Source organism: Dyadobacter sp. CY343 (genome assembly GCF_021390335.1).
In the GTDB taxonomy this organism is placed as follows: Bacteria; Bacteroidota; Bacteroidia; order Cytophagales; family Spirosomataceae; genus Dyadobacter.
In genome coordinates this window covers 217,535-235,795 of record NZ_JAJUXK010000006.1, presented here as the reverse complement: position 1 = coordinate 235,795, position 18,261 = coordinate 217,535, and the positions used below count along the sequence as shown (strand labels likewise).

The 18,261-nt window shown below is 41.2% G+C and carries 20 protein-coding genes and 1 tRNA gene; 12 read left to right on the top strand and 9 right to left on the bottom strand.

The window, feature by feature from the left end:
* Nucleotides 1-37: 37 nt before the first annotated feature.
* From LZG94_RS20875 to LZG94_RS20865, 3 genes are all read right to left on the bottom strand, one after another.
* On the bottom strand, nt 38-538 hold the full coding sequence (locus LZG94_RS20875; RefSeq protein WP_233793712.1) for a hypothetical protein: 501 nt from the start codon (nt 536-538) through the stop codon (nt 38-40).
* Nucleotides 539-628: 90 nt separating this feature from the next.
* Nucleotides 629-1,426 carry a (Fe-S)-binding protein gene (locus LZG94_RS20870; protein ID WP_233793711.1) on the bottom strand — a complete coding sequence of 266 codons (798 nt, stop codon included), beginning with the start codon at nt 1,424-1,426 and terminating at the stop codon, nt 629-631.
* A 32-nt stretch (nt 1,427-1,458) separates the two neighbouring features.
* Nucleotides 1,459-2,784, bottom strand: coding sequence for a (Fe-S)-binding protein (locus LZG94_RS20865; RefSeq protein WP_233793710.1), 1,326 nt, complete (start codon nt 2,782-2,784; stop codon nt 1,459-1,461).
* Between the two features lie 235 nt (nt 2,785-3,019).
* Here LZG94_RS20865 and LZG94_RS20860 point away from each other — a divergent pair.
* From LZG94_RS20860 to LZG94_RS20820, 9 genes are all read left to right on the top strand, one after another.
* A tRNA-Phe gene (locus tag LZG94_RS20860) sits at nt 3,020-3,092 on the top strand.
* A 400-nt stretch (nt 3,093-3,492) separates the two neighbouring features.
* A complete protein-coding gene (locus LZG94_RS20855; protein WP_233793708.1) occupies nt 3,493-3,786 on the top strand; it encodes a hypothetical protein in 294 nt (97 codons plus the stop codon).
* 45 nt (nt 3,787-3,831) lie between these two features.
* Nucleotides 3,832-4,809, top strand: a complete 978-nt coding sequence (locus LZG94_RS20850; protein WP_233793707.1) for an AAA family ATPase — start codon at nt 3,832-3,834, stop codon at nt 4,807-4,809.
* Between the two features lie 402 nt (nt 4,810-5,211).
* On the top strand, nt 5,212-6,075 hold the full coding sequence (locus tag LZG94_RS20845) for a toprim domain-containing protein (RefSeq protein WP_233793706.1): 864 nt from the start codon (nt 5,212-5,214) through the stop codon (nt 6,073-6,075).
* Nucleotides 6,068-6,448 carry a hypothetical protein gene (locus LZG94_RS20840; protein WP_233793704.1) on the top strand — a complete coding sequence of 127 codons (381 nt, stop codon included), beginning with the start codon at nt 6,068-6,070 and terminating at the stop codon, nt 6,446-6,448. Before LZG94_RS20845 ends, LZG94_RS20840 begins: the two co-directional genes overlap by 8 nt.
* Nucleotides 6,445-7,155, top strand: coding sequence for a hypothetical protein (locus LZG94_RS20835; protein ID WP_233793703.1), 711 nt, complete (start codon nt 6,445-6,447; stop codon nt 7,153-7,155). The genes LZG94_RS20840 and LZG94_RS20835 overlap by 4 nt, the downstream gene beginning before the upstream one ends.
* Nucleotides 7,136-7,669: a hypothetical protein gene (locus LZG94_RS20830; protein ID WP_233793701.1), complete on the top strand. Its 534-nt coding sequence runs from the start codon at nt 7,136-7,138 to the stop codon at nt 7,667-7,669. Before LZG94_RS20835 ends, LZG94_RS20830 begins: the two co-directional genes overlap by 20 nt.
* Nucleotides 7,670-7,893: 224 nt before the next feature.
* The gene (locus LZG94_RS20825) at nt 7,894-8,223 is read left to right on the top strand and encodes a plasmid mobilization protein (protein ID WP_233793700.1); all 330 of its coding nucleotides are present in this window, start codon (nt 7,894-7,896) and stop codon (nt 8,221-8,223) included.
* Nucleotides 8,220-9,038, top strand: coding sequence for a relaxase/mobilization nuclease domain-containing protein (locus LZG94_RS20820; RefSeq protein ID WP_233793699.1), 819 nt, complete (start codon nt 8,220-8,222; stop codon nt 9,036-9,038). Before LZG94_RS20825 ends, LZG94_RS20820 begins: the two co-directional genes overlap by 4 nt.
* A gap of 252 nt (nt 9,039-9,290) precedes the next feature.
* On the opposite strand, the gene LZG94_RS20815 is transcribed toward LZG94_RS20820, so the two are convergent.
* A complete protein-coding gene (locus tag LZG94_RS20815; protein ID WP_233793698.1) occupies nt 9,291-10,367 on the bottom strand; it encodes a type II toxin-antitoxin system antitoxin SocA domain-containing protein in 1,077 nt (358 codons plus the stop codon).
* 5 nt (nt 10,368-10,372) lie between these two features.
* A complete protein-coding gene (locus LZG94_RS20810) occupies nt 10,373-10,723 on the bottom strand; it encodes a hypothetical protein (protein ID WP_233793697.1) in 351 nt (116 codons plus the stop codon).
* Between the two features lie 299 nt (nt 10,724-11,022).
* Here LZG94_RS20810 and LZG94_RS20805 point away from each other — a divergent pair, with 299 nt between their 5' ends.
* From LZG94_RS20805 to LZG94_RS20795, 3 genes are all read left to right on the top strand, one after another.
* Nucleotides 11,023-11,301, top strand: a complete 279-nt coding sequence (locus LZG94_RS20805) for a DUF2188 domain-containing protein (RefSeq protein ID WP_233793696.1) — start codon at nt 11,023-11,025, stop codon at nt 11,299-11,301.
* 117 nt (nt 11,302-11,418) lie between these two features.
* A complete protein-coding gene (locus LZG94_RS20800; protein WP_233793695.1) occupies nt 11,419-12,465 on the top strand; it encodes a CHAT domain-containing protein in 1,047 nt (348 codons plus the stop codon).
* A 96-nt stretch (nt 12,466-12,561) separates the two neighbouring features.
* The gene (locus tag LZG94_RS20795; protein WP_233793694.1) at nt 12,562-12,915 is read left to right on the top strand and encodes a hypothetical protein; all 354 of its coding nucleotides are present in this window, start codon (nt 12,562-12,564) and stop codon (nt 12,913-12,915) included.
* 50 nt (nt 12,916-12,965) lie between these two features.
* Here the strand turns inward: LZG94_RS20795 and LZG94_RS26580 are convergent, their stop codons facing one another.
* From LZG94_RS26580 to LZG94_RS20780, 4 genes are read right to left on the bottom strand one after another with little or no spacing between them, the layout of a single operon-like run.
* Nucleotides 12,966-13,301 carry a DUF6883 domain-containing protein gene (locus LZG94_RS26580; RefSeq protein ID WP_409013333.1) on the bottom strand — a complete coding sequence of 112 codons (336 nt, stop codon included), beginning with the start codon at nt 13,299-13,301 and terminating at the stop codon, nt 12,966-12,968.
* 1 nt (nt 13,302) lies between these two features.
* The gene (locus LZG94_RS20790; protein WP_233793693.1) at nt 13,303-16,032 is read right to left on the bottom strand and encodes a GIY-YIG nuclease family protein; all 2,730 of its coding nucleotides are present in this window, start codon (nt 16,030-16,032) and stop codon (nt 13,303-13,305) included.
* A complete protein-coding gene (locus LZG94_RS20785) occupies nt 16,025-17,587 on the bottom strand; it encodes an Eco57I restriction-modification methylase domain-containing protein (protein WP_233793692.1) in 1,563 nt (520 codons plus the stop codon). Before LZG94_RS20785 ends, LZG94_RS20790 begins: the two co-directional genes overlap by 8 nt.
* Complete coding sequence (locus tag LZG94_RS20780) at nt 17,584-18,237, bottom strand: SAM-dependent DNA methyltransferase (protein ID WP_233793691.1); 654 nt, start codon at nt 18,235-18,237, stop codon at nt 17,584-17,586. Before LZG94_RS20780 ends, LZG94_RS20785 begins: the two co-directional genes overlap by 4 nt.
* Between the last annotated feature and the right edge of the window lie 24 nt (nt 18,238-18,261).

Below are 18,261 nucleotides of genomic sequence, written 5' to 3'. Positions count from 1 at the left end.
AGATCGGCTATTGAACTTTCAAAACTATCCATTTTTACTAAAAATTGGTCTGCTCTTTGAAATAACGGTTCAGCCAGGAATTGGAAGCGGGAATTTTCCAGCGGTTCATCCATTGCGCCTTTGTGGCTACCTGATTATCGAAAACAGTTGTGGAAGGCTGAATGATTTCATCCTGCACCGATGCTTTTATTTTGGCAACAGGTATGGTTTGTACTTCTCCATGATTGTCAAAATAGGCAAGTGACCTGTCGAAGAAATCAATTTGCATGCGATTTCCTATTTCCTGTAACCAATGCACAGATTTGTCGATCGAGCAGCCGCTCGGTAGCTCATTCCTTTCGTCTACCGCAATTACTACAAAACGGTGCTCAAATATCTTTCCCGAGGCTGTCAGCGCCTTTCCGTGCGCTTCCCACGAATCCAGCGATGCTTTTAAAGTTTCTGTGATAATGCCGGTTTCAGAGTCGGTCAGTTTTCGGTTTGCCTGATAAACCCAAACTCTGGATTGAAGATCGATATCGCTAAATGGAATGTACATACTAAAAATGTTAAGCAAATTAAAAGAGCCTTAGGCTCGTATTTTTCAACAACAGCCGGAGCGACTAAGTTCTCAAGAATACCCTCTAACTCAGAGCCCGTTCGCCTGCGCGACCAGTTCGGCAATATCAAATATCTTCACTGAATCCTCTTTTTCTTTATTTTTAAGCCCGTCGGTCATCATAATCATACAAAACGGACAGGCTACTGCAATAGTATCGGCGCCGGTAGCCAGCGCTTCTTCGATCCGCTCGATATTAATATCTTTCCTTCCTTTTTCGGGTTCCTTGAACATCTGTCCGCCACCCGCTCCGCAGCAAAGTCCTTTTACTTTTGACCTTTTCATTTCGGTCAAATCGGCGTCCAGCGCTTCCAAAACCTGTCTCGGCGCTTCATAAATGTCATTCGCGCGACCCAGGTAGCACGAATCGTGAAAAGTGACTTTTTTGCCTTTGAAAGTTTCCCCATTCTCAGGCCTCACTCTTCCTTCGTTAATAAGTTGCTGTAAATATTCAGAGTGGTGCAGCACTTCATAATTGCCGCCCAGCTCGGGATATTCGTTTTTCAAAGTATTAAAACAATGCGGGCAGGCAGTTACGATCTTTTTAACCCCATACATATCAAGCACCTGAATGTTTGACATTGCGAGCATTTGAAATGTAAACTCATTTCCAGCCCGCCGCGCAGGGTCGCCTGTGCAGCTTTCCTCCGTGCCGAGTACAGCGAATTTCACTTTTGCCTTGTTTAGTATCTTGACAAAAGCCACAGTCACTCTTTTATAGCGATCGTCAAAAGATCCGGCGCAGCCTACCCAGAACAAAACTTCGGGTGTTTCATTGCTGGCAGCCATTTCGGCCATTGTAGGCACTTTATATACTTCTTGATCCATAAAATCCAGGACGTTTAGTCCAGTTAAAAGCCTTACTTAACTCCCTCGGCCCAGTTAAAACGATCTGCTGGAGAGAATTTCCACGGTGCCTGATTAGTATCCAGATTCTGGAACATCATATTCCAGGAGCCGGGCGCCTGCGCCTCGTCCATTACCTTATACCGCCGCAGCTGCAAAATAATATCCAGCGGATTGATCAGCACCGGGCATTCCTGCACGCACGCATTGCAGGTCGTGCAGGCCAGTATCTCTTCTTCCAGAATATAATCGCCAATCAGGGCTTTGTTATCCGGCACAAATTCTCCGCCATTTGCCTGCATATTCCGGCCCACATCTTCGAGGCGATCGCGGGTATCCATCATAATCTTGCGCGGCGATAGCTTTTTGCCGGTGATATTGGCAGGGCACGCTTCGGTACACCGGCCGCATTCTGTGCATGAATACGCGTCCATCAGGTTTTTCCAACTCAGATCCATCACATCCTTCGCCCCAAAACGCTCCGGCACTACCGATTCTGCATTCTGATTTTCCAGCCCCAGCATTACTTTCACCTCGCTCGTAATTTCAGGCATATTGATCATTTTCCCTTTCGGCGACAGCCTCGAAAAATAGGTATTCGGGAAAGCGAGGACAATATGCAAATGCTTTGAGTAGGTGAGGTAAACCGCGAAAGCGAAAATCCCGGCAATGTGCAACCACCACGCAAAACGCTCGTAGATCACAAGGGTATTCTCGTTCCAGCCGGTGAATAAAGGTTTAAAAAACTGACTGATCACAAAACTGCCCGTCTGCGCATAATGCGGATTTCCCATTTCCTGCAACACACTGTCCGCCGCATTCATGGTCAGGATTGCCAGCATTAGTACGATCTCAAAAACGAGGATTATTTTACCGTCGAGCTGTGGCCAGCCGCTCATTTCCCGGTGTCTTTCAGGCTGGAATCTTTCAACTTTTACGCCGCTTCTTCGTATTAGAAATATGACACACGCAGCCAGAACGCCGAATGCAAGTATTTCGAAAAAGCCGATCAGATAACTATAAAAACCGCCGAGAATAGGGGCGAAGACCCTGTGTTTCCCGAGGATACCATCGAGGATAATTTCAAGAACTTCGATATTGATGAGGATAAAACCAATGTAGACGGCAAAATGTAGGAAACCAATCAGTGGCCGGTCGAACATTTTCTTTTGCCCGAATGCCACTCGTAGCATCGTAGCCAGCCGTTTGCCTGGTTCGTCGGTGCGGTCTTCATCTTTGCCAATCAGTATAGTTCGCCGGATCAGATTAGCCCGCCTGTAAACCAGCAACGAAACGCCTGCCAGGAGAACGATAAAGATAACTTGCTGTAATACTGCCATATATAAATGGTGAATTTGCGCGTAAATTAGTATGCAAGCATACCATAGCAAATATGGCAAAAATGTGTTTTGAAGCAAATGGTTTTAAAATAAATATGCCGTCGATTTTATAACAGAAAGATTTTCAGCTTAATACTTACGGACACAATAATATCGCAGAAATATTTTCACAAATAATTTGTAAAGCAAAACCAAACTTCTAGTTTTGCAGTCCCAAAGGGAACCAATTGAGCCTGGTGATGTAGCTCAGTCGGTAGAGCAAAGGACTGAAAATCCTTGTGTCGGCGGTTCGATTCCGTCCATCACCACAGAATGCAAAGCTAACCGCTTGATAATCTTAAAATTATCAAGCGGTTTTTTGTTTGGTTTACACTCTGGTTTACAGTTTCGCCAACATCCCGTATCTTCTGCAGTAAAGTATTCTATTTCCTTGGATCCATATAGCGTCCAGGAATGCCAAGAAAGACAACTACCACCACTGTTTCAATCGCCATTTTCCGGCAAATTCTTCCTGCCAACTTTACCCTTTCTTATCTCATATCGGAAATTTTGCTTTTTCTCGCTTTTCCATGAGATTAATCAAAATACGCCTAAACAGCGTCTGGATGCATTTAATACCAGTTAAAGCAAAGTTCATACTTTTTCATACTTGCTTTTTCGACTCCTCTGCCCCAACATTTGCCATTATCAATCAAAAACAAATGTGCCATGACCAAGCTAGTAGTAATTGAATTTGACGAGCTAAAAAACTTTACCAGACAGGTGATTCAAGAAGAATTTAAGAATGCTTTTAGCCCGAAGGCTGATCAGATGTCCGGTGGCGATGAAAGACTCTTATCCCGAGCCCAAATGGCAAAGGAGCTGGACATCTCACTGGTGACGCTTAATCAGTGGCAGAAGGATGGGTTACCATATCGCAGGCTTCACCGAAGACTTTATTTCGTAAAATCCGAGGTGTTGAATTACATGTACTCAAATAACAAATCAAAGAAAAAGGGATAATGCCTCGAACGCATTACCCCTTAAATAAAATCTTAAAAAAATTGTATGACAAAAATAGCAGCCCTGAATGGTTTTCACAACCATTTGGAAGGAAAGATTTTACATAAATCTTCCTTAAATAAAATGGAGAATCTTGCGGTCAAAGGAAGGACACTTGCTCCCCTCAGACGTTTGTTGGGAAACTATGTCTTGGAAAATTCCTCGGTAATCTTCGCAGCCGAACGCGGAACAGGGAAAACACTCTTAGGGCTTCAAGCCTGCATTGCCATTTCCTCAGAATGGTCTTCACTCTGGAATGAACCAATAGAATATCATGGAAACACATTGTTCATCAATTGTGAATTAAGTGAAGATACGATTAGTCGTAGGTTGGCCAGGCTATTTGATGCACCACCAGAGGAGATTAGGTTCTCTAACTATCAAAGTTACGTTTACACAACTAAAAAGGGTCTGGAAGAAGAAGCTCAGGCAATAATTGAGATGTCAAAAGTCCACAAGCCGGTTCTGATTGTCCTCGACAATTTTAGGGTCGCTTTCCTGAATTCCGATACCAATAACGGAAAGGAAGTTGCAAAGGCGATGCACTTGATTTTAATGCTGCGGGATTTACTTGACACGACGATCATCATCACGGATCATACACGCAAGCATACCAGGAATTTGTTAACTGATAGTGATCTGCAAAGCGGGTCGGGAGTGAAGTCGGATTTGACAGATAGCGATATGTTCTTGCGGAAAAGCAAACAAGATATCCAATATCGGATCTTCAAGCGCTCCAAATCCAGGCATTGCGAAGAGACAGACGGCGCTAAGCTCATCCGGTTGAATCCTGAAACGCTTTGGTTTGAATTTGTCCAGGACAACATTGATGAAGCACAACATATAGGCACGGAGGTAATGCCTGTGAAAGAGGAGCAGAAAGACCTAGCACGAGAGCTTCGGGATCAAGGAAAGACCATTGAGCAGATTGCGAAAATATTGAATAGGGGTAAAGGGACGATCCATCGCTGGCTAAACGAATAAATGGCCTGTAACAAGTCCACATTTTTCTCACAACCCCTCCTTGTTTATGAGAGGGGATTGTGAAAAAATGTTCGATGAAATGGCAATACCAGGCAATTGAACTCGGCTAGTTCGGTTTTGTTCCACTTGTTTCAAAAATTCCATTTGTTCCAAAGTTCCGTTCGTTCCACCCGTTCCATTAATTCCATTTGATCTCAGATGTTCCATCTCGTTCCGTTTGTTCCATTCGTTCCAAAAGTTCCAAAATTCCATTTGTTCCACATTTTTCGCTCAAAAATTTGCTCAAAAATGGAACAAGTTGATAGTCAAATAGATAACAATATTTTTTAGCAAAATGGAACAAGTGGAACGTGTGGAACATGGAACGGAACGGAACAAGTGCGGGTGAAAAAAGAAAAAGATATGAATGCAAAAGAATTAAATCAGCAATACAGCATAGTAGGTTTTTTGAATCAAAATGGATTCCAGCCTACTATTAAAAAGGGTCATAACTATTGGTATGTCAGTATGATAAGAGATTTGGAAGTGCATCCCTCACTTAAAGTTGACACCACTAAAAATCTGTGGTATGACCACGGCAGCGGTGTTGGCGGCACGTTGATAGACTTGGCTTGCAAAATTTTCAAAACAGAGGATGTGAAAGAGGTGATCAGGCTAATAACTGGTGGTTTTTCTTCTTTTCACCCGCAAAAAACGGCGCAGGCTCCAACATCGGGAGGTAAAACTAAGCTGCGTATAGTGAATGCAGGTTACATGCAGGATGATGGCTTGATTACTTATCTCAACCTGCGTGGAGTTTCTATTGACGTTGCCCGAACGTATTGTAAAGAGCTAACCTACTCGAATAACGGTCAGGTTTTCAAAGGAATTGCTTTTAAAAATCAATCAGGTGGTTATGAAATCCGGAGCAACGGTTTCAAATCCTGTATTGCGCCGAAGGACAATTCCTTCATAGAAAATAACGGCATCAATCTGTTGATTTTTGAGGGTTTCATGGATTTTCTGTCCTATGTGATGCTGCCGGTTTTTCATGTGGCCGATGCGAATTTTTTAGTTCTTAATTCCTTGTCTCTGTTAGGAAAGGCATCAGCGCATTTGGCTGAACACGACTCTAAATTCTTATTTCTTGATAATGATCAATCTGGATTCAAAGTGGCTAATCAGCTCAAACTGGGATATTCCAGAGTAGTGGATATGAGCCTGTTCTATGCTGAATACAAGGATCTCAATGATTTTTTAATTCAAAAGAAAGAAGCTTATGAATAGAGAAATTCTGCTGCGCCTGTATGCCAGGAAAGATCCTAAACGAAAACGGATGCTTTACGATCTTTTCAAGCACACTATATCCATGAGCGCATCTTTGTCCATGATTGCAGAATTGATCAATCAGGAATTGGGTGAGAAGGATCTCATTAAAGCTACTGACGTCAAATATTGCCGCCACTATTTTTTAGGTAAAACAAGTGGAGCGACGGCAATTAAAGAAAGCGTTCAGACTTTTAGCAAGGCATCCAATATAAAATCAGAACATCCGGTCCCAGGGGTAACACCTGAAAGTGAAAGTATAACCTGGACAAATCCGGATGATCTACCTACAAGTTCAACTAAAGAAGTTAAATCTAAATTTTCTAAAAAATGAAAGAAATCAATTTCATCCTTCAAGCCAAAGGCGGTGTTGGCAAAAGCTTGCTTACCTATTTGTTGGGAACGGCGGAGCAGAACAACGAGCAGTCACTATTTGTGGATTTGGATAGTTCGACAGGCACATCCAGTCGACAGCTTAAATTTCTCGGAGAGTTGCGCACTGAGATGGTATCCCTACTTAACGAAAAAGAGGTTTTGGTTAGAGATAATTTGGTGTCCTACCTGGAAAGCTTGGCAGAATCCCCATTTAATCGTGTCTATTTCGATTTCGGAGCTCCGGAATCTGAGCAACTACCTGCCTTGATTGAGAGAGATTTGCCATTCAGAGCATTTGTTGACGAGCTGGGATTCAAGGCTAATTTTCATGTGGTTATCGGTGGTGGCGGTGCTTACACATCGAGTGTAGATTACCTTCAAAAATTATTGATAGCGCTTCGGGGTGAGTTTGAGGTGACTGTTTGGCAAAGCATCACAACGTTTAACAATTTCTCTGCATTGGCAGATGAATTGAAAAATAATTGCGAAGCCTTGGGTTTGCGATTCCGGACATTTGGAGATTTCGATCCGGGTTCAAATTTGGGAAGTCAAATTCTGGATGGAGTAAGAAAAGGGTACGGTATCAATGAATACCAGACAGGTGCGAGAATGAGATTGAAAAAAGAACTTAACGACCATTTTAAAGATGAGCTCACAAATCACTAAGGAAGAACTGACCCGGATTAAAGGCAGTTTTCAAGCCAAGTATGGTTACGAAATGGATGAATGGACAGCCGTAATACTAACTGAATTGAATGACAGATTTGGCAGTTTCAGTCAAACGGTACAGCAGTCTACCAAGGAGGTTGGCCATGCAGCTCAACTGATCAAAGGCCAGGTACATGCAGTCCACTTTAAGGATAACCTGCAAGCGTTCTCATTTGGTTTGGGCAAATTCCTCATTCCTTCGCTGGTAGTATTAATAGGGGTCTTCTTTACTGCACATTTTGTTGGTCAGTCGGAAAAGTATGAAACGATCTCAGAGTTTGTAAACCGGTATCCCAACTTCGATGCATTTCGACAAATGATTGAGGTTGCAGAGATACGAGAACTGAAATCTCAGAAGTATTTGATTCTTCGTCCAGCAGCAAATATCAAGTCAATTGAAGTGGGTAAAGAGTATCAATACCTCAAAGAAGAAAATGTTGTTGTGGTTCCGTTAGGATCTGATAATCAGTAATTAGTACAGTATTTTCTGCTAAAATAGACCAAGTTCGACCATTTTCGACTCGTTTATTACGCCTTGTTTTGGCTTTGGTAAGCAAGCCATGTGTTTGTAACTACAATTCTTCCGCTGCGCTCCGAATTGCAGTTACAAACACACCGGTCGTTCCTCCCTTGACTTGTCGGGGCTACGCCCCGAACCCCATCAACATTCAATATCGACAAGCAACCATCAACGCCATGGATGAAAATTCTCATGAAGGAACCCGTCAGCCAAGCCAGGCTAAAAGGGAAACCAAAAACAGAACGATCCCGCTGCGGGTCACGCAGCAGGACTACAATAAAATCAAATCAAAGGCCACCCTGGCCGGACTATCAGTGTCTGAGTATCTGCGTAAACTTGGAACAGGACATCCGGTTCAAGCCAGGTTTGACAAAGACGAAAAACGGAATCTGCAAGGGATCGGAACCAACCTCAATCAGCTGGCCACCTTCGCTAACAAAGGCTATTTCTACGAAAAGCCAATCACAGAAGTCTTGGAAGAACTTAAACGCATTTTGAAAAAATGATAGCAAAGACAACCATTGGATCTAGCTTCCTTGGGGCGATCAATTATGGAGCCGGATATAGTTTGGACGGGAAGGAAATTGAAGGGAAATCAGAGTTGCTGCTTCTGCACAATGTTGTTTCCTTCGATCCACTAGGTATTGCATTGGAAATGCAGCAAGAAGCAGCAGGCAGCCGGTGTAAAAGACCGGTGTGGCATTCTTCGCTCAGCTGGAAGCCGGGAGAGAACCCTACCAAAGAGCAGATGATTGCGGCCGCTAACCAATATTGTACCAAAATGGGCGCCGATCCCGGGGATCACCAGATTGCTGTTTACCAGCATCATGACAAGCCCCACAAGCACATACACATTTACATTAACCGAGTGCCAACAGATGGGAGTAAAGCGTTGGAGACTTCGCACAATTATGCTCGGAATGTGAGGATTTGTAAGGAGATTACGCAGGAGCTTGGTTTTGGTAAGGTAGAGAAGCTGCAAGAAGGGAAACTACGGCGCGTTGACGAGAACCAGAAAGAGGCTCAGAAGTTTGTAAACTTGGCTATTAGGGAGGCTTTTAAGAAGAAATGTAGTTCGCTGGATGATTTAGAACGGCGGTTGAAAGAGAAGGCGATTGAGTGTAAGTTCACGATGGAAGAGGGGAAGTTGAAGTATTCGAGTTACAGCTATCACGGAGTGCCGATTAAGGGGCAGGATGTGGGTTTTACTGCGAAGGAGCTTCAACGCAAATTGGACATTAATATTGGAATGCATTTAAGTCACGCGCATCAGAGTAAGGAAGCAGATCAACGTGAACATCCAAGCAAGTATTTACGTTGATTTGTATTTTAGGAGAAGTTAATCCTGCAATTCATTCCATCAAGTGATGTTAACAAGAATGCATTGTACGCGCCTTACTGAGGAAACGTACTATGGTGGCGAGTAAGTCGTCAGGGATACCTAGGTAGACGGAAATGAAAAGGGGCTAAGAATTTCCCAGCCCCTTCCTAAATTTATTTTTTGAGCAATTTCTAAAAGACCATACTGCCGGAGCTCGTATTACCTATTAAATTGAGCTTTAGGAATTTTATCCTAATTACTGTCATGCTCAATTTCATAACCTTTTTTGCTGAGATCACTAGCTATGTCAAATTTGCAATTAATTGCCTTTGCTAGTTCAAAGGCATATTTATAACTAATCAAAGAACGGCTCTCGTGATTCTCTTTCCAACCACTTTCTTCGTGGCTTTCCTTAACAATCTCATCTGTTGATAATTCACCAAGCATTTCTGCTACTGATTCTAAAATACTAATCTCCACCTTGCTAAAATATGAATCGTTAAATGCAGATTTACTTTGGATTTCGTCTCCGTAGTAGCCATTTCCAAAGTCCTTTTCATTGACTGTCAGTTGCCCATCGTCGCATAACTTTATGTAAAGTTTATCAAAGTGCGATGGAACCGGACCGAATTGAATTGCCCTATATTTCATGCCTGACATTGAATATCCAGATAGCTTGTAGGAATTGAAATCAGCATAAAAAAGCAGCTTGTTCAATTTTGTTTTATAAAGTTGAATCTGTTTTACATCATTAAAATAGCAAATCATGTTTGATATTTTGTGTAAATCTGGAACTCGATATCCATTGTATTCACAAGGTTGGGAGCTTTCGAAAATCTTGTCGGTCAATATTATATCCCATTCATGATTTTTTTGATCGATCATGAGCGACTCACCCTTTCTTAGCAATCTATCGGTTTCTTTTGGTGTTAAAAGATGTGAACTAGCCTTGACCTGCTTTATAAATTGGGCAGGTTGCTTTATTGACAGAAGCAATCTCCCAATAGCGACAGATGGCATTTCACCAGCTTCATAGAGCCGAAATGAATTTGGTCCCAAACCAAGTATTTCCGACATCTTGCTTGCTGAAACATCATACATTGTCCTCAACTGTCGAATTTCGTCAGGAAACGGAATTCCATATTTCTCGCGATATTGATTGTATACTTGATTGAGATTTAAGTTATCCAGGTTATCATTGGTGAATTTCTCCCCCGAGTCTTCGCAAAAGTAATAATGGCTAATAATTTTAAATTCTTCTTTTCTAAACGATAAAGCGGCGACTTCCCGTCGCACTTGCATTTCTTTACCTGTAATAGGACTTTCCATGATGTTCATTTAAATGGATAGGACATGCTGTATTCAGCTATGTGAAATGATATGCAGAGCACGTTTGAATTTGGTCTTCCCAGCGAAATCTTAACGTACAACTCTTCTTTTTGGTGGGCTTTACCAAATACCCATAAACTTGAACCACCGTATAGAGTATCATCTAGCGGACCAGCAACATAGTCCTTGAATGTGAGTGATTCAATTATAGTCCGACGTTTTGCTGGTGATATTTCCAGCAGTAAAAGGGTTTGAGCATTTTTTGGATTAGTTCTCTCGATAAACAGAATGTTAAATATTTTATACTTAACAAAGAACTCTCGTAAAAATTGTTCCACTTCAACCTGTGATGCCACAAATATATAAAATTTTGGTGATTAAGTGGTTTTTGCTGACCATGTTGGGTAAATATGCAACTTTATAGTGGATTTTCGTAGAAATAACTTTGATGAATTCTTGAAAAATGGCCAAACTTATATAGAATACCTTTAAAGTTTAAACTATTTACTAAAATAACTAAAATATCAACTATAAAGTTGAACTAATCTATTGCTCTCATGGTTGTGTACGAAAGATCATATTAACGAAAGGAGGTGTACAATGGCAAGGAAGGTAATAAAAAGCGCAAAGACTGGCAAGTTCGTAACTGCCGCTTATGCAAAGACTCACAAGAGCACAACATTTGTTCAAACAGTTAAAAAGTCAAGTTAAGATGGGAAAAAACCAGCATGTTGTTCCCCACAACGGAAATTGGGGCGTAAGAGGAGAGGGTAATTCCCGTGTAACAGTTGTGACCGATACACAAGCGGAAGCAATTCAACGTGCACGTGAGATAGCAACAAATCAGGGTTCGGAAATGTTGATTCACGGAAGGAATGGTCAGATTCGTGGCCGGGACAGTTATGGCAATGATCCTTTCCCTCCTGAGGGGTGAAATATATGGAGTGGTGCTCAAACGCATCACTCTTTTATAGCATTTTATACCAACTATTATCGCCTGGAGATTCAAATCTATATGCGATAGGATATAAACATCTAACATAAATGTATAATGGCACTTATAGATACCTATCACAGTAATGCCCAGAGAAAAAGCGATGAAGTCGCGCGCTTGCAGCAAGAGCGGGCAAGGGAGGTCAAGAAAATAGCTGAGCTCCTCGGTAAAATCAACACGTCTAGCCAGGCCTTGGCACGAGCATCTAGTCCAAGCACGGTTAGGTCGCGAATGAATGAAATTGCCCGGTTTCGGAATGATCATGCTTCAACTGAAAAAAAACTGTCTGGCATAGATTCCAAACTGACGCAAAAACAAAAAGAACTGAGTGGGGAGCAACGAAAGATTCACAAGGAAGAAGAAAGCATCCAGAAAAAAACAGCACGAACGAATCAGGACCAGATCAATAAAATGAATGCTGCTTTGGCCAAACATGACCGCCTCCACTCAACCGTATCTTCCAGGTTGGACCAATTGGAACGGCTGCCCCAAAGTGTCACAGTTCTTTTCTTGGCCTCGAATCCCGTTGACCAACAGCAATTGCGTCTTGACGAAGAAGCGCGAGAGATCAATGAAATGATCAAAAAAGCGAGACATCGCGATTCAGTGAAGCTGGAAACTCGCTGGGCTATTCGCACTGGAGATATCTTGCAAGCGATCAACGAGCTTGATCCGACAATTATTCATTTCAGTGGCCATGGCTCTAATTCAGATCAGATTGTAGTTTTAAATCCTGATGGTACAGCCAAGTTTGTAAGCAAAGAAGCGATCGTCCAGGTAATCGTTACATCAAGTGATAAAGTCAGACTAGTTTTTTTCAACACTTGTTATTCGTTCACTCAGGCGGAGGCTGTATCCCAATACGTTGATGCAGCGATCGGAATGAGTACAAGTATTGGGGACGATGCTGCAAGGATATTTGCATCTCAGTTTTACTCGTCGATCGGTTTCGGACTTTCCGTAAAGAGAGCATTTGACCAGGCAAGGGCCGCTTTGATGCTGGAAGAAATTGGAGAAGAGGATACTCCTGAGCTGTTTGTGAAAGAGGGGTTAAATGCTGATCAGATATTTCTAGTGGAGCCAGAGCTTAATCCAAACTCCTAGGCTACCTAATAGTAATGCAAGGCGTTAATTTAGAGCGACTTTACTCATCCTTAAATGATAAGTGCCTGATATTCTAATTTAAAATCCAAACTTAAGATGAAAATAACATTTACTAACTGTCGTCGAATTAACCCTGATCGGGATGGCCTAGATCTGCAATATTTTTATAAGGTGGATATGAGCCCAGAGCTGCATGTAATTCATGTCGTTTTAAGGCTCGGAGCACAAATATCGTGGCACATGTCCGCTGATCAACTAGTTAACTATTCCAAGAGCGCCTTTCCTCGCATAGTTGATTTTGTAACCGATCATTGGCTGCACTATAATGAACTCCCTGCAGAAAATAAAGAATATTGGGAAGGGAAGGATTTTGCCCTTGTCAGTTCCGAGGCACTGGAATGGATGAACTACTCCATTGAATTGCCAGGGAGGACTGAAGGCATCTTCTAGAATTCTGGCATTTAGAATTTCGAAGTCTGTTATGAAAGTTCGGTCAGTATTTATTTTCCCGGGTATGCGGTTATGAATCTTGGATCTTCCTGACCTTTCTCCACAATCCAAACTGTCACTACACAAGGATTTCGTTCGTCAGGTGTTTTGATTTCACATTTTAATTCATACCTGACTCCATGGTCTGAATTATTCGTTTTTTCAATGTCTCTATCAATAGAATGTTGCATTAGCGCACTTTTGAACGTGTGTAGATCGGATATTTTAAAACCGAAACGCTTGAAAAAGTCTGCCTTGTGCTTCCCAATTTCGTGTGTATCACTCAGCAAGTACTCCGTTATTTTTCGGTCAGCTACAAAAGATTGGTCGTTATTAGGTATCTTCATTTTACTGTCTTTCTTCTATTTGGTTACTTGATACCGTTTCAACTACACTTGAATCATTTACCAGAAATTCAACTTCATAGGCGTCTTTATTTTCATAAACGTGAACTACTGTTCCAATAGAACCTTTGGGAACTTTTAAAATGTTACTATTCGCTACTACAAGAGCGTATTCATTTATTGATTTTGGTATATTTTCAAAACTCTCTTCATAATCCTTTCGACTAAGTACAGTGTCAAATAGGCCAACGTCCTTACCGCTGTGTCTGCTGATACCAATGTATTCCAAACTCGCATCTTCATAGCGTTTGAATTTGTACACAGCATCATTCATCAATGCTGAATTGAAAACGCCAAGACTTACCAATAATTCAAAATCCCTTACAACCAAGCCAGTTACTTTCCTGAATAATCCTGGTTCTAATTGTGTGATTATGTCTTTTAATGCATGTTCACGAAAATCTGTCAAATACATAAATACAGGGACACGAGTAGCAAACTTGATAAGCTTATCCTGAATCTGTTTTCTTAGGCTTTTGTATTCTTTCTCTTGGTCCGAAAGTTCTTTTTTCTCTTTCTTGGTCAATTCTCGGTCATTCGCGTCCTTTTTTGCTTTTTTAACCGCCTCCGATTTATTGATGATTGTCTCAATCTCCTGGTTTAAGTTTCTGAAACCCTCAATATTCATCAGGGCTTTCATTGCCTCTTGGTTGGCCATCAAGCGGGCAAGCGTATTGTTGTCCACATTCACGAGCAAAGCACTTTCCCAGCGTCTTGCCAAAAGTGTTGCTGTGGTACCACTCATTGCCATATCCAAAATTCCTGCGGCATCAACTTGTCTCATGGAGCTGCCGTCGTAGGCGAGCACAGGTAAGAAATTGATAAATTCAGCAACTTTTGACTCAGGGTTGGACTCATTTATATTAAGTCGACAGCTGTAATCTGCAATTTGACGTAATGCCCGGTCAGGAGCAAAATCAAACACATAGCACTCTTCTTTGAGGATTACTTCCTTGTTGGGCGATTTACTATCCGGGTTTTTTATAACCCAAGGTGTTTGCACCCGAAAAGCTGCCTGAAAGTAAGTTTCAGGACTGGAAGAATTACGTAGCATAAAAATGCCTGTCCAGGGTTTTACTGACACACCAGTGGTGAGTTTGCCACAGGACAGCGTAATTGTTTTTGATTCCAATGGATTATCAGTCATTGCAGCCAAAACGGGCGGCAATGCTTCGATACCAACACCAGCCTGTGTTCCAGCGGCAACTACTACTTTATAGTCATTGTAAAAGGTATTTTGTCGTTTTTCCAATAAACTTGCCATTGCGTTGCAGGCAGCAACGGTAGGCAAAAACCAAAAAGTATGATTTAGCACTCTGAGCAAAGGAGCGTGAGAAAATGGTAAAGGTGGTTTCTTTGCACCCATTTTCAGATTGTCAACAGTGGTTTCACTGAAAGAACCCCGAATTAAATCCAACCACTTTTGTACTTCATCTTCGTATTTGAAACGTGCTTTGTGTCCTTCGCCTTCGGCCGAGAAGAAAATGTTTAAGTCAAACCCATCGAATTCGCCTTGCATTGCAATTTGGCGAATGGAATCAGGTAGTTGATACGTAAGCATTACCATTCTGGGCAAGGATGCATACGGATTTGGACCTTTTGAATCGTCCCAATTTTCTTTGGCTCTTTGTTCGTCCGAGTACGTCCAATTGAAAATTTGTTCTTCAATAAATTCTCCTGAACTAATTGCCCTAAACGGAGTGCCCGATAAATACAAATAGTGATTGGTACTGATCGGTATAATCTCTTCTAAATGTTCAACTTTGTCTTCCTCAGAAAATCCATTCTTTTCTATTTTCTTATATTCTTCTATTTCTTTTTCGGCTTCTAAATCCTTTCCAAACAGATCTCTTGCATTTTCTCGCCAGGCACCATAATGGTACTCATCAAAAATGATACAATCCCAAACCGTGGCGTGTACCCATTCATTTTTTGTCTTTATACCGCCTGTGTTGGTGTTCTTTCCCAGATAATCTTGAAACGACCCGAAACAAACCAATGGCTTTTTGAAGTCAATATTTTTCTCCTCAAATTCACCTTCGTGTTTGGAATAAAACTGCCAACCTTCAAAATCCACGTGTGATAATAAATCTTCTTTCCAGGCATCTTCAACGGCTGGTTTGAATGTAAGGACCAACACTTTTTTCCAACCCATTTTTTTTGCCAATTGGTAACTTGCAAAGGTTTTTCCGAAGCGCATTTTGGCGTTCCAAAGGAAATGGGGCGTTCTGTCTTTGTTTTCTTTCTTGAAACTCCTGAAATAAGCAATGGTCTTATCTACGGCTGTTTCCTGCTCGGGCCGCATACCGAAAGTAAGTACTCTGTTCTCTTCTGTTTTTTCGCCTGTTTTAATTTGATGAATGGCTCTACGCAAGTCGTTTAAGGTGCATTTAAACCATTCTCCACTTTCGTTAACTACTTTCCATTCTCTCAACAACCGGTGAACCTCGTGGTCAGTAAAAGAACTACCGTCACGCTTCATAGCCGATTCTTCAAATACAATTTTGTATTGAATGGCAGCCGTTCCCAGCTGCTCTTTTATGCGTTGTTGCGCATTACGGTCGGTGAAACCGATTTTGAGTAAACCCTTGTGCGTAGCCACGCCAACCAATTCGTAAGCATAAATGGTGGGGTTTATTATCGGACGTGGCGGGAAAAATTCTTTTTTACTCATCCTCTCCACTATTTTGTGATAAGTCCATTGGACGAATCATTGAATCAATGAAAATAATTTCTTCTTCTGTTAAACTATATTTTGTGTAGAGTTTTTCATCAGTCCAAGGTTCTGAAAAGTCTTGAATAGGTACAAATTCATAAACACCCCGTCGAGCTTCCTGAGTTATCTTTTTTAATGAAACCAAAAAGTGAAAAAATTTTGTAGCAATGTAGGATTGAACATTATCCATAATTTTTTTGGATTGGAATGGCCCAATTACTAAGTATGTTTCACTTGAACAGGAGTTCAGGTCTGGAACAAATGGTTTAATTAAATCAGTTTTAGCATTGCCAGTGCCGATTGCTTTTGCTACAAATAATTTATTCTCAGCCAGCCAATCTTCATTTTTTTTAACATATTTCTTATCAATATATCCTAGCCCTTCTTTTCTCCATCCATTATAGTAAAATTTGACAGCTTCCTTGAATGGAGAAAGTTTGTATTTCGGTTTTATACGCGTCATACTTCCCTCAATTCTAACATCAAAGCCAAAGGGATCATTTGCACTTACGAGGTCTGAAAAGCTCTTCTCCTTTTTTTCTTGAATCTTCTTAAGAATTGGAATCGCTTCATTATTACGAATAAAGGTGGATGCCCCTTCTTCTAAAAGATATCTTTCGGATACCGAAACTACACTTTTTCCGATATGGGTATGAACCTTGCATTTACCTTTGTTGTCTCTGTCCCATAAAAAGTAATTTACTCCTCCTTTGATTTCAACACCAGGAAAGCAATCGCGAGCATCTTGAAAATCATGTATAATTCTTATTCGTTTATCCTTTAGCATTTCATCTCTGAAATTAGACAGTTCGCCAACTCTGCCCCCTGCAAACCACCTTGCAGGAATGATCATTGAAATATATTTTGGATTGAGTTTTTGAGCTTGTTCAACAAATTTATGATAGATCGGCTTTGCACTAGCTCCATGTCCACCATCACTTAATTGATAAGGTGGATTACCAACGATAACGTCAAACTTCATATTAAATATTTTTTCTGGTTCGTCTGTATGAATAAAATTGTAGGCGTAAGTTTCTGAGGCATCTTCCCGGTCGTATACTTCTTGATTTGCTCCACAGTATATGCATTTTTCGCCTTGCCAAGTATGTTTCATTCTTTCGTAGCGAATGTTTCCTTGTTCATCAACAAAGGTTTCGCAAACAGAGTATCTGCCATTGGCAGTTTTGGAGCAATATACACTTCTGCGCGAAAGTAAAGAGGTTAAGTCAGTAATGGCAATGCCGTACAATTGTTGGCTAAAAATGTGATTAATGCGTTTTTGCTTGTCGGGTATTTGGCTTTCCAAGCCAAGCATTAATCGCTTTGCCATTTCTCTCAAAAACACGCCGCTTTTTGAAACAGGGTCTAAAAACCTGGCGTGGGGGTTACTCCACAATTCGGAAGGAAGTAAATCCAAAATATCATTCGCCAAACTTGGCGGTGTAAATACTTCGTCATTGCTTAGGTTGGCAAGGCAGGAGAGAACGTCAGGGTTATAGCTCGTTTGCGTCATTTCAGGCCAATTTTGAGATAATGGATTAAGGGGAATTCGCGAACTGGTTCGTCTATCGCAGCAGCATTGCCTTCGTCGTTGAACAAAGAAAATTGATGTGTTTTCTCAACCAAAAATCGAAAGACGTAATCTCTTCGTTTTACAAGATCTCCTAGTGAAAAGCTCCATTCCGAGAAAACAATCGGTTTTTTTGAAATTGGATTGGTAAAGTCAAGTGCGTCGCCCCACAAAATATTTCTTTTAAGAAGGAATTGTACACTTTTTAAAAATTCGAGGTTACCATTTGTACCAAAATTGTTAAAATAGGTTTTAGATACAATCGAAAATAACCGCTCCCGACATTCAATTGCGTTATCTTCCAATATATCCACTCCATAAATTGTTGACACAGCAATAAATGCATTTCGCTCCCATTCAATCTGACTTTTACTATATCGGCTATTCACAACTTCTAGTTTTCGCCTCAATACTTCGGCAAGAAAATTTCCGTTTCCACAGGCCGGTTCCAGGAAGCGTGAATCTATACGTTCTGTTTCATGTTTCACCAAATCGAGCATAGCGTTTACTTCCCGGTCATTAGTAAAAACTTCTCCATGGTCAGTTACACGCTTCTTAGATTTGACTTGCTTTTCAGCTGATAATTTATTCATTAGCCTTGTTACTAATTATATAAA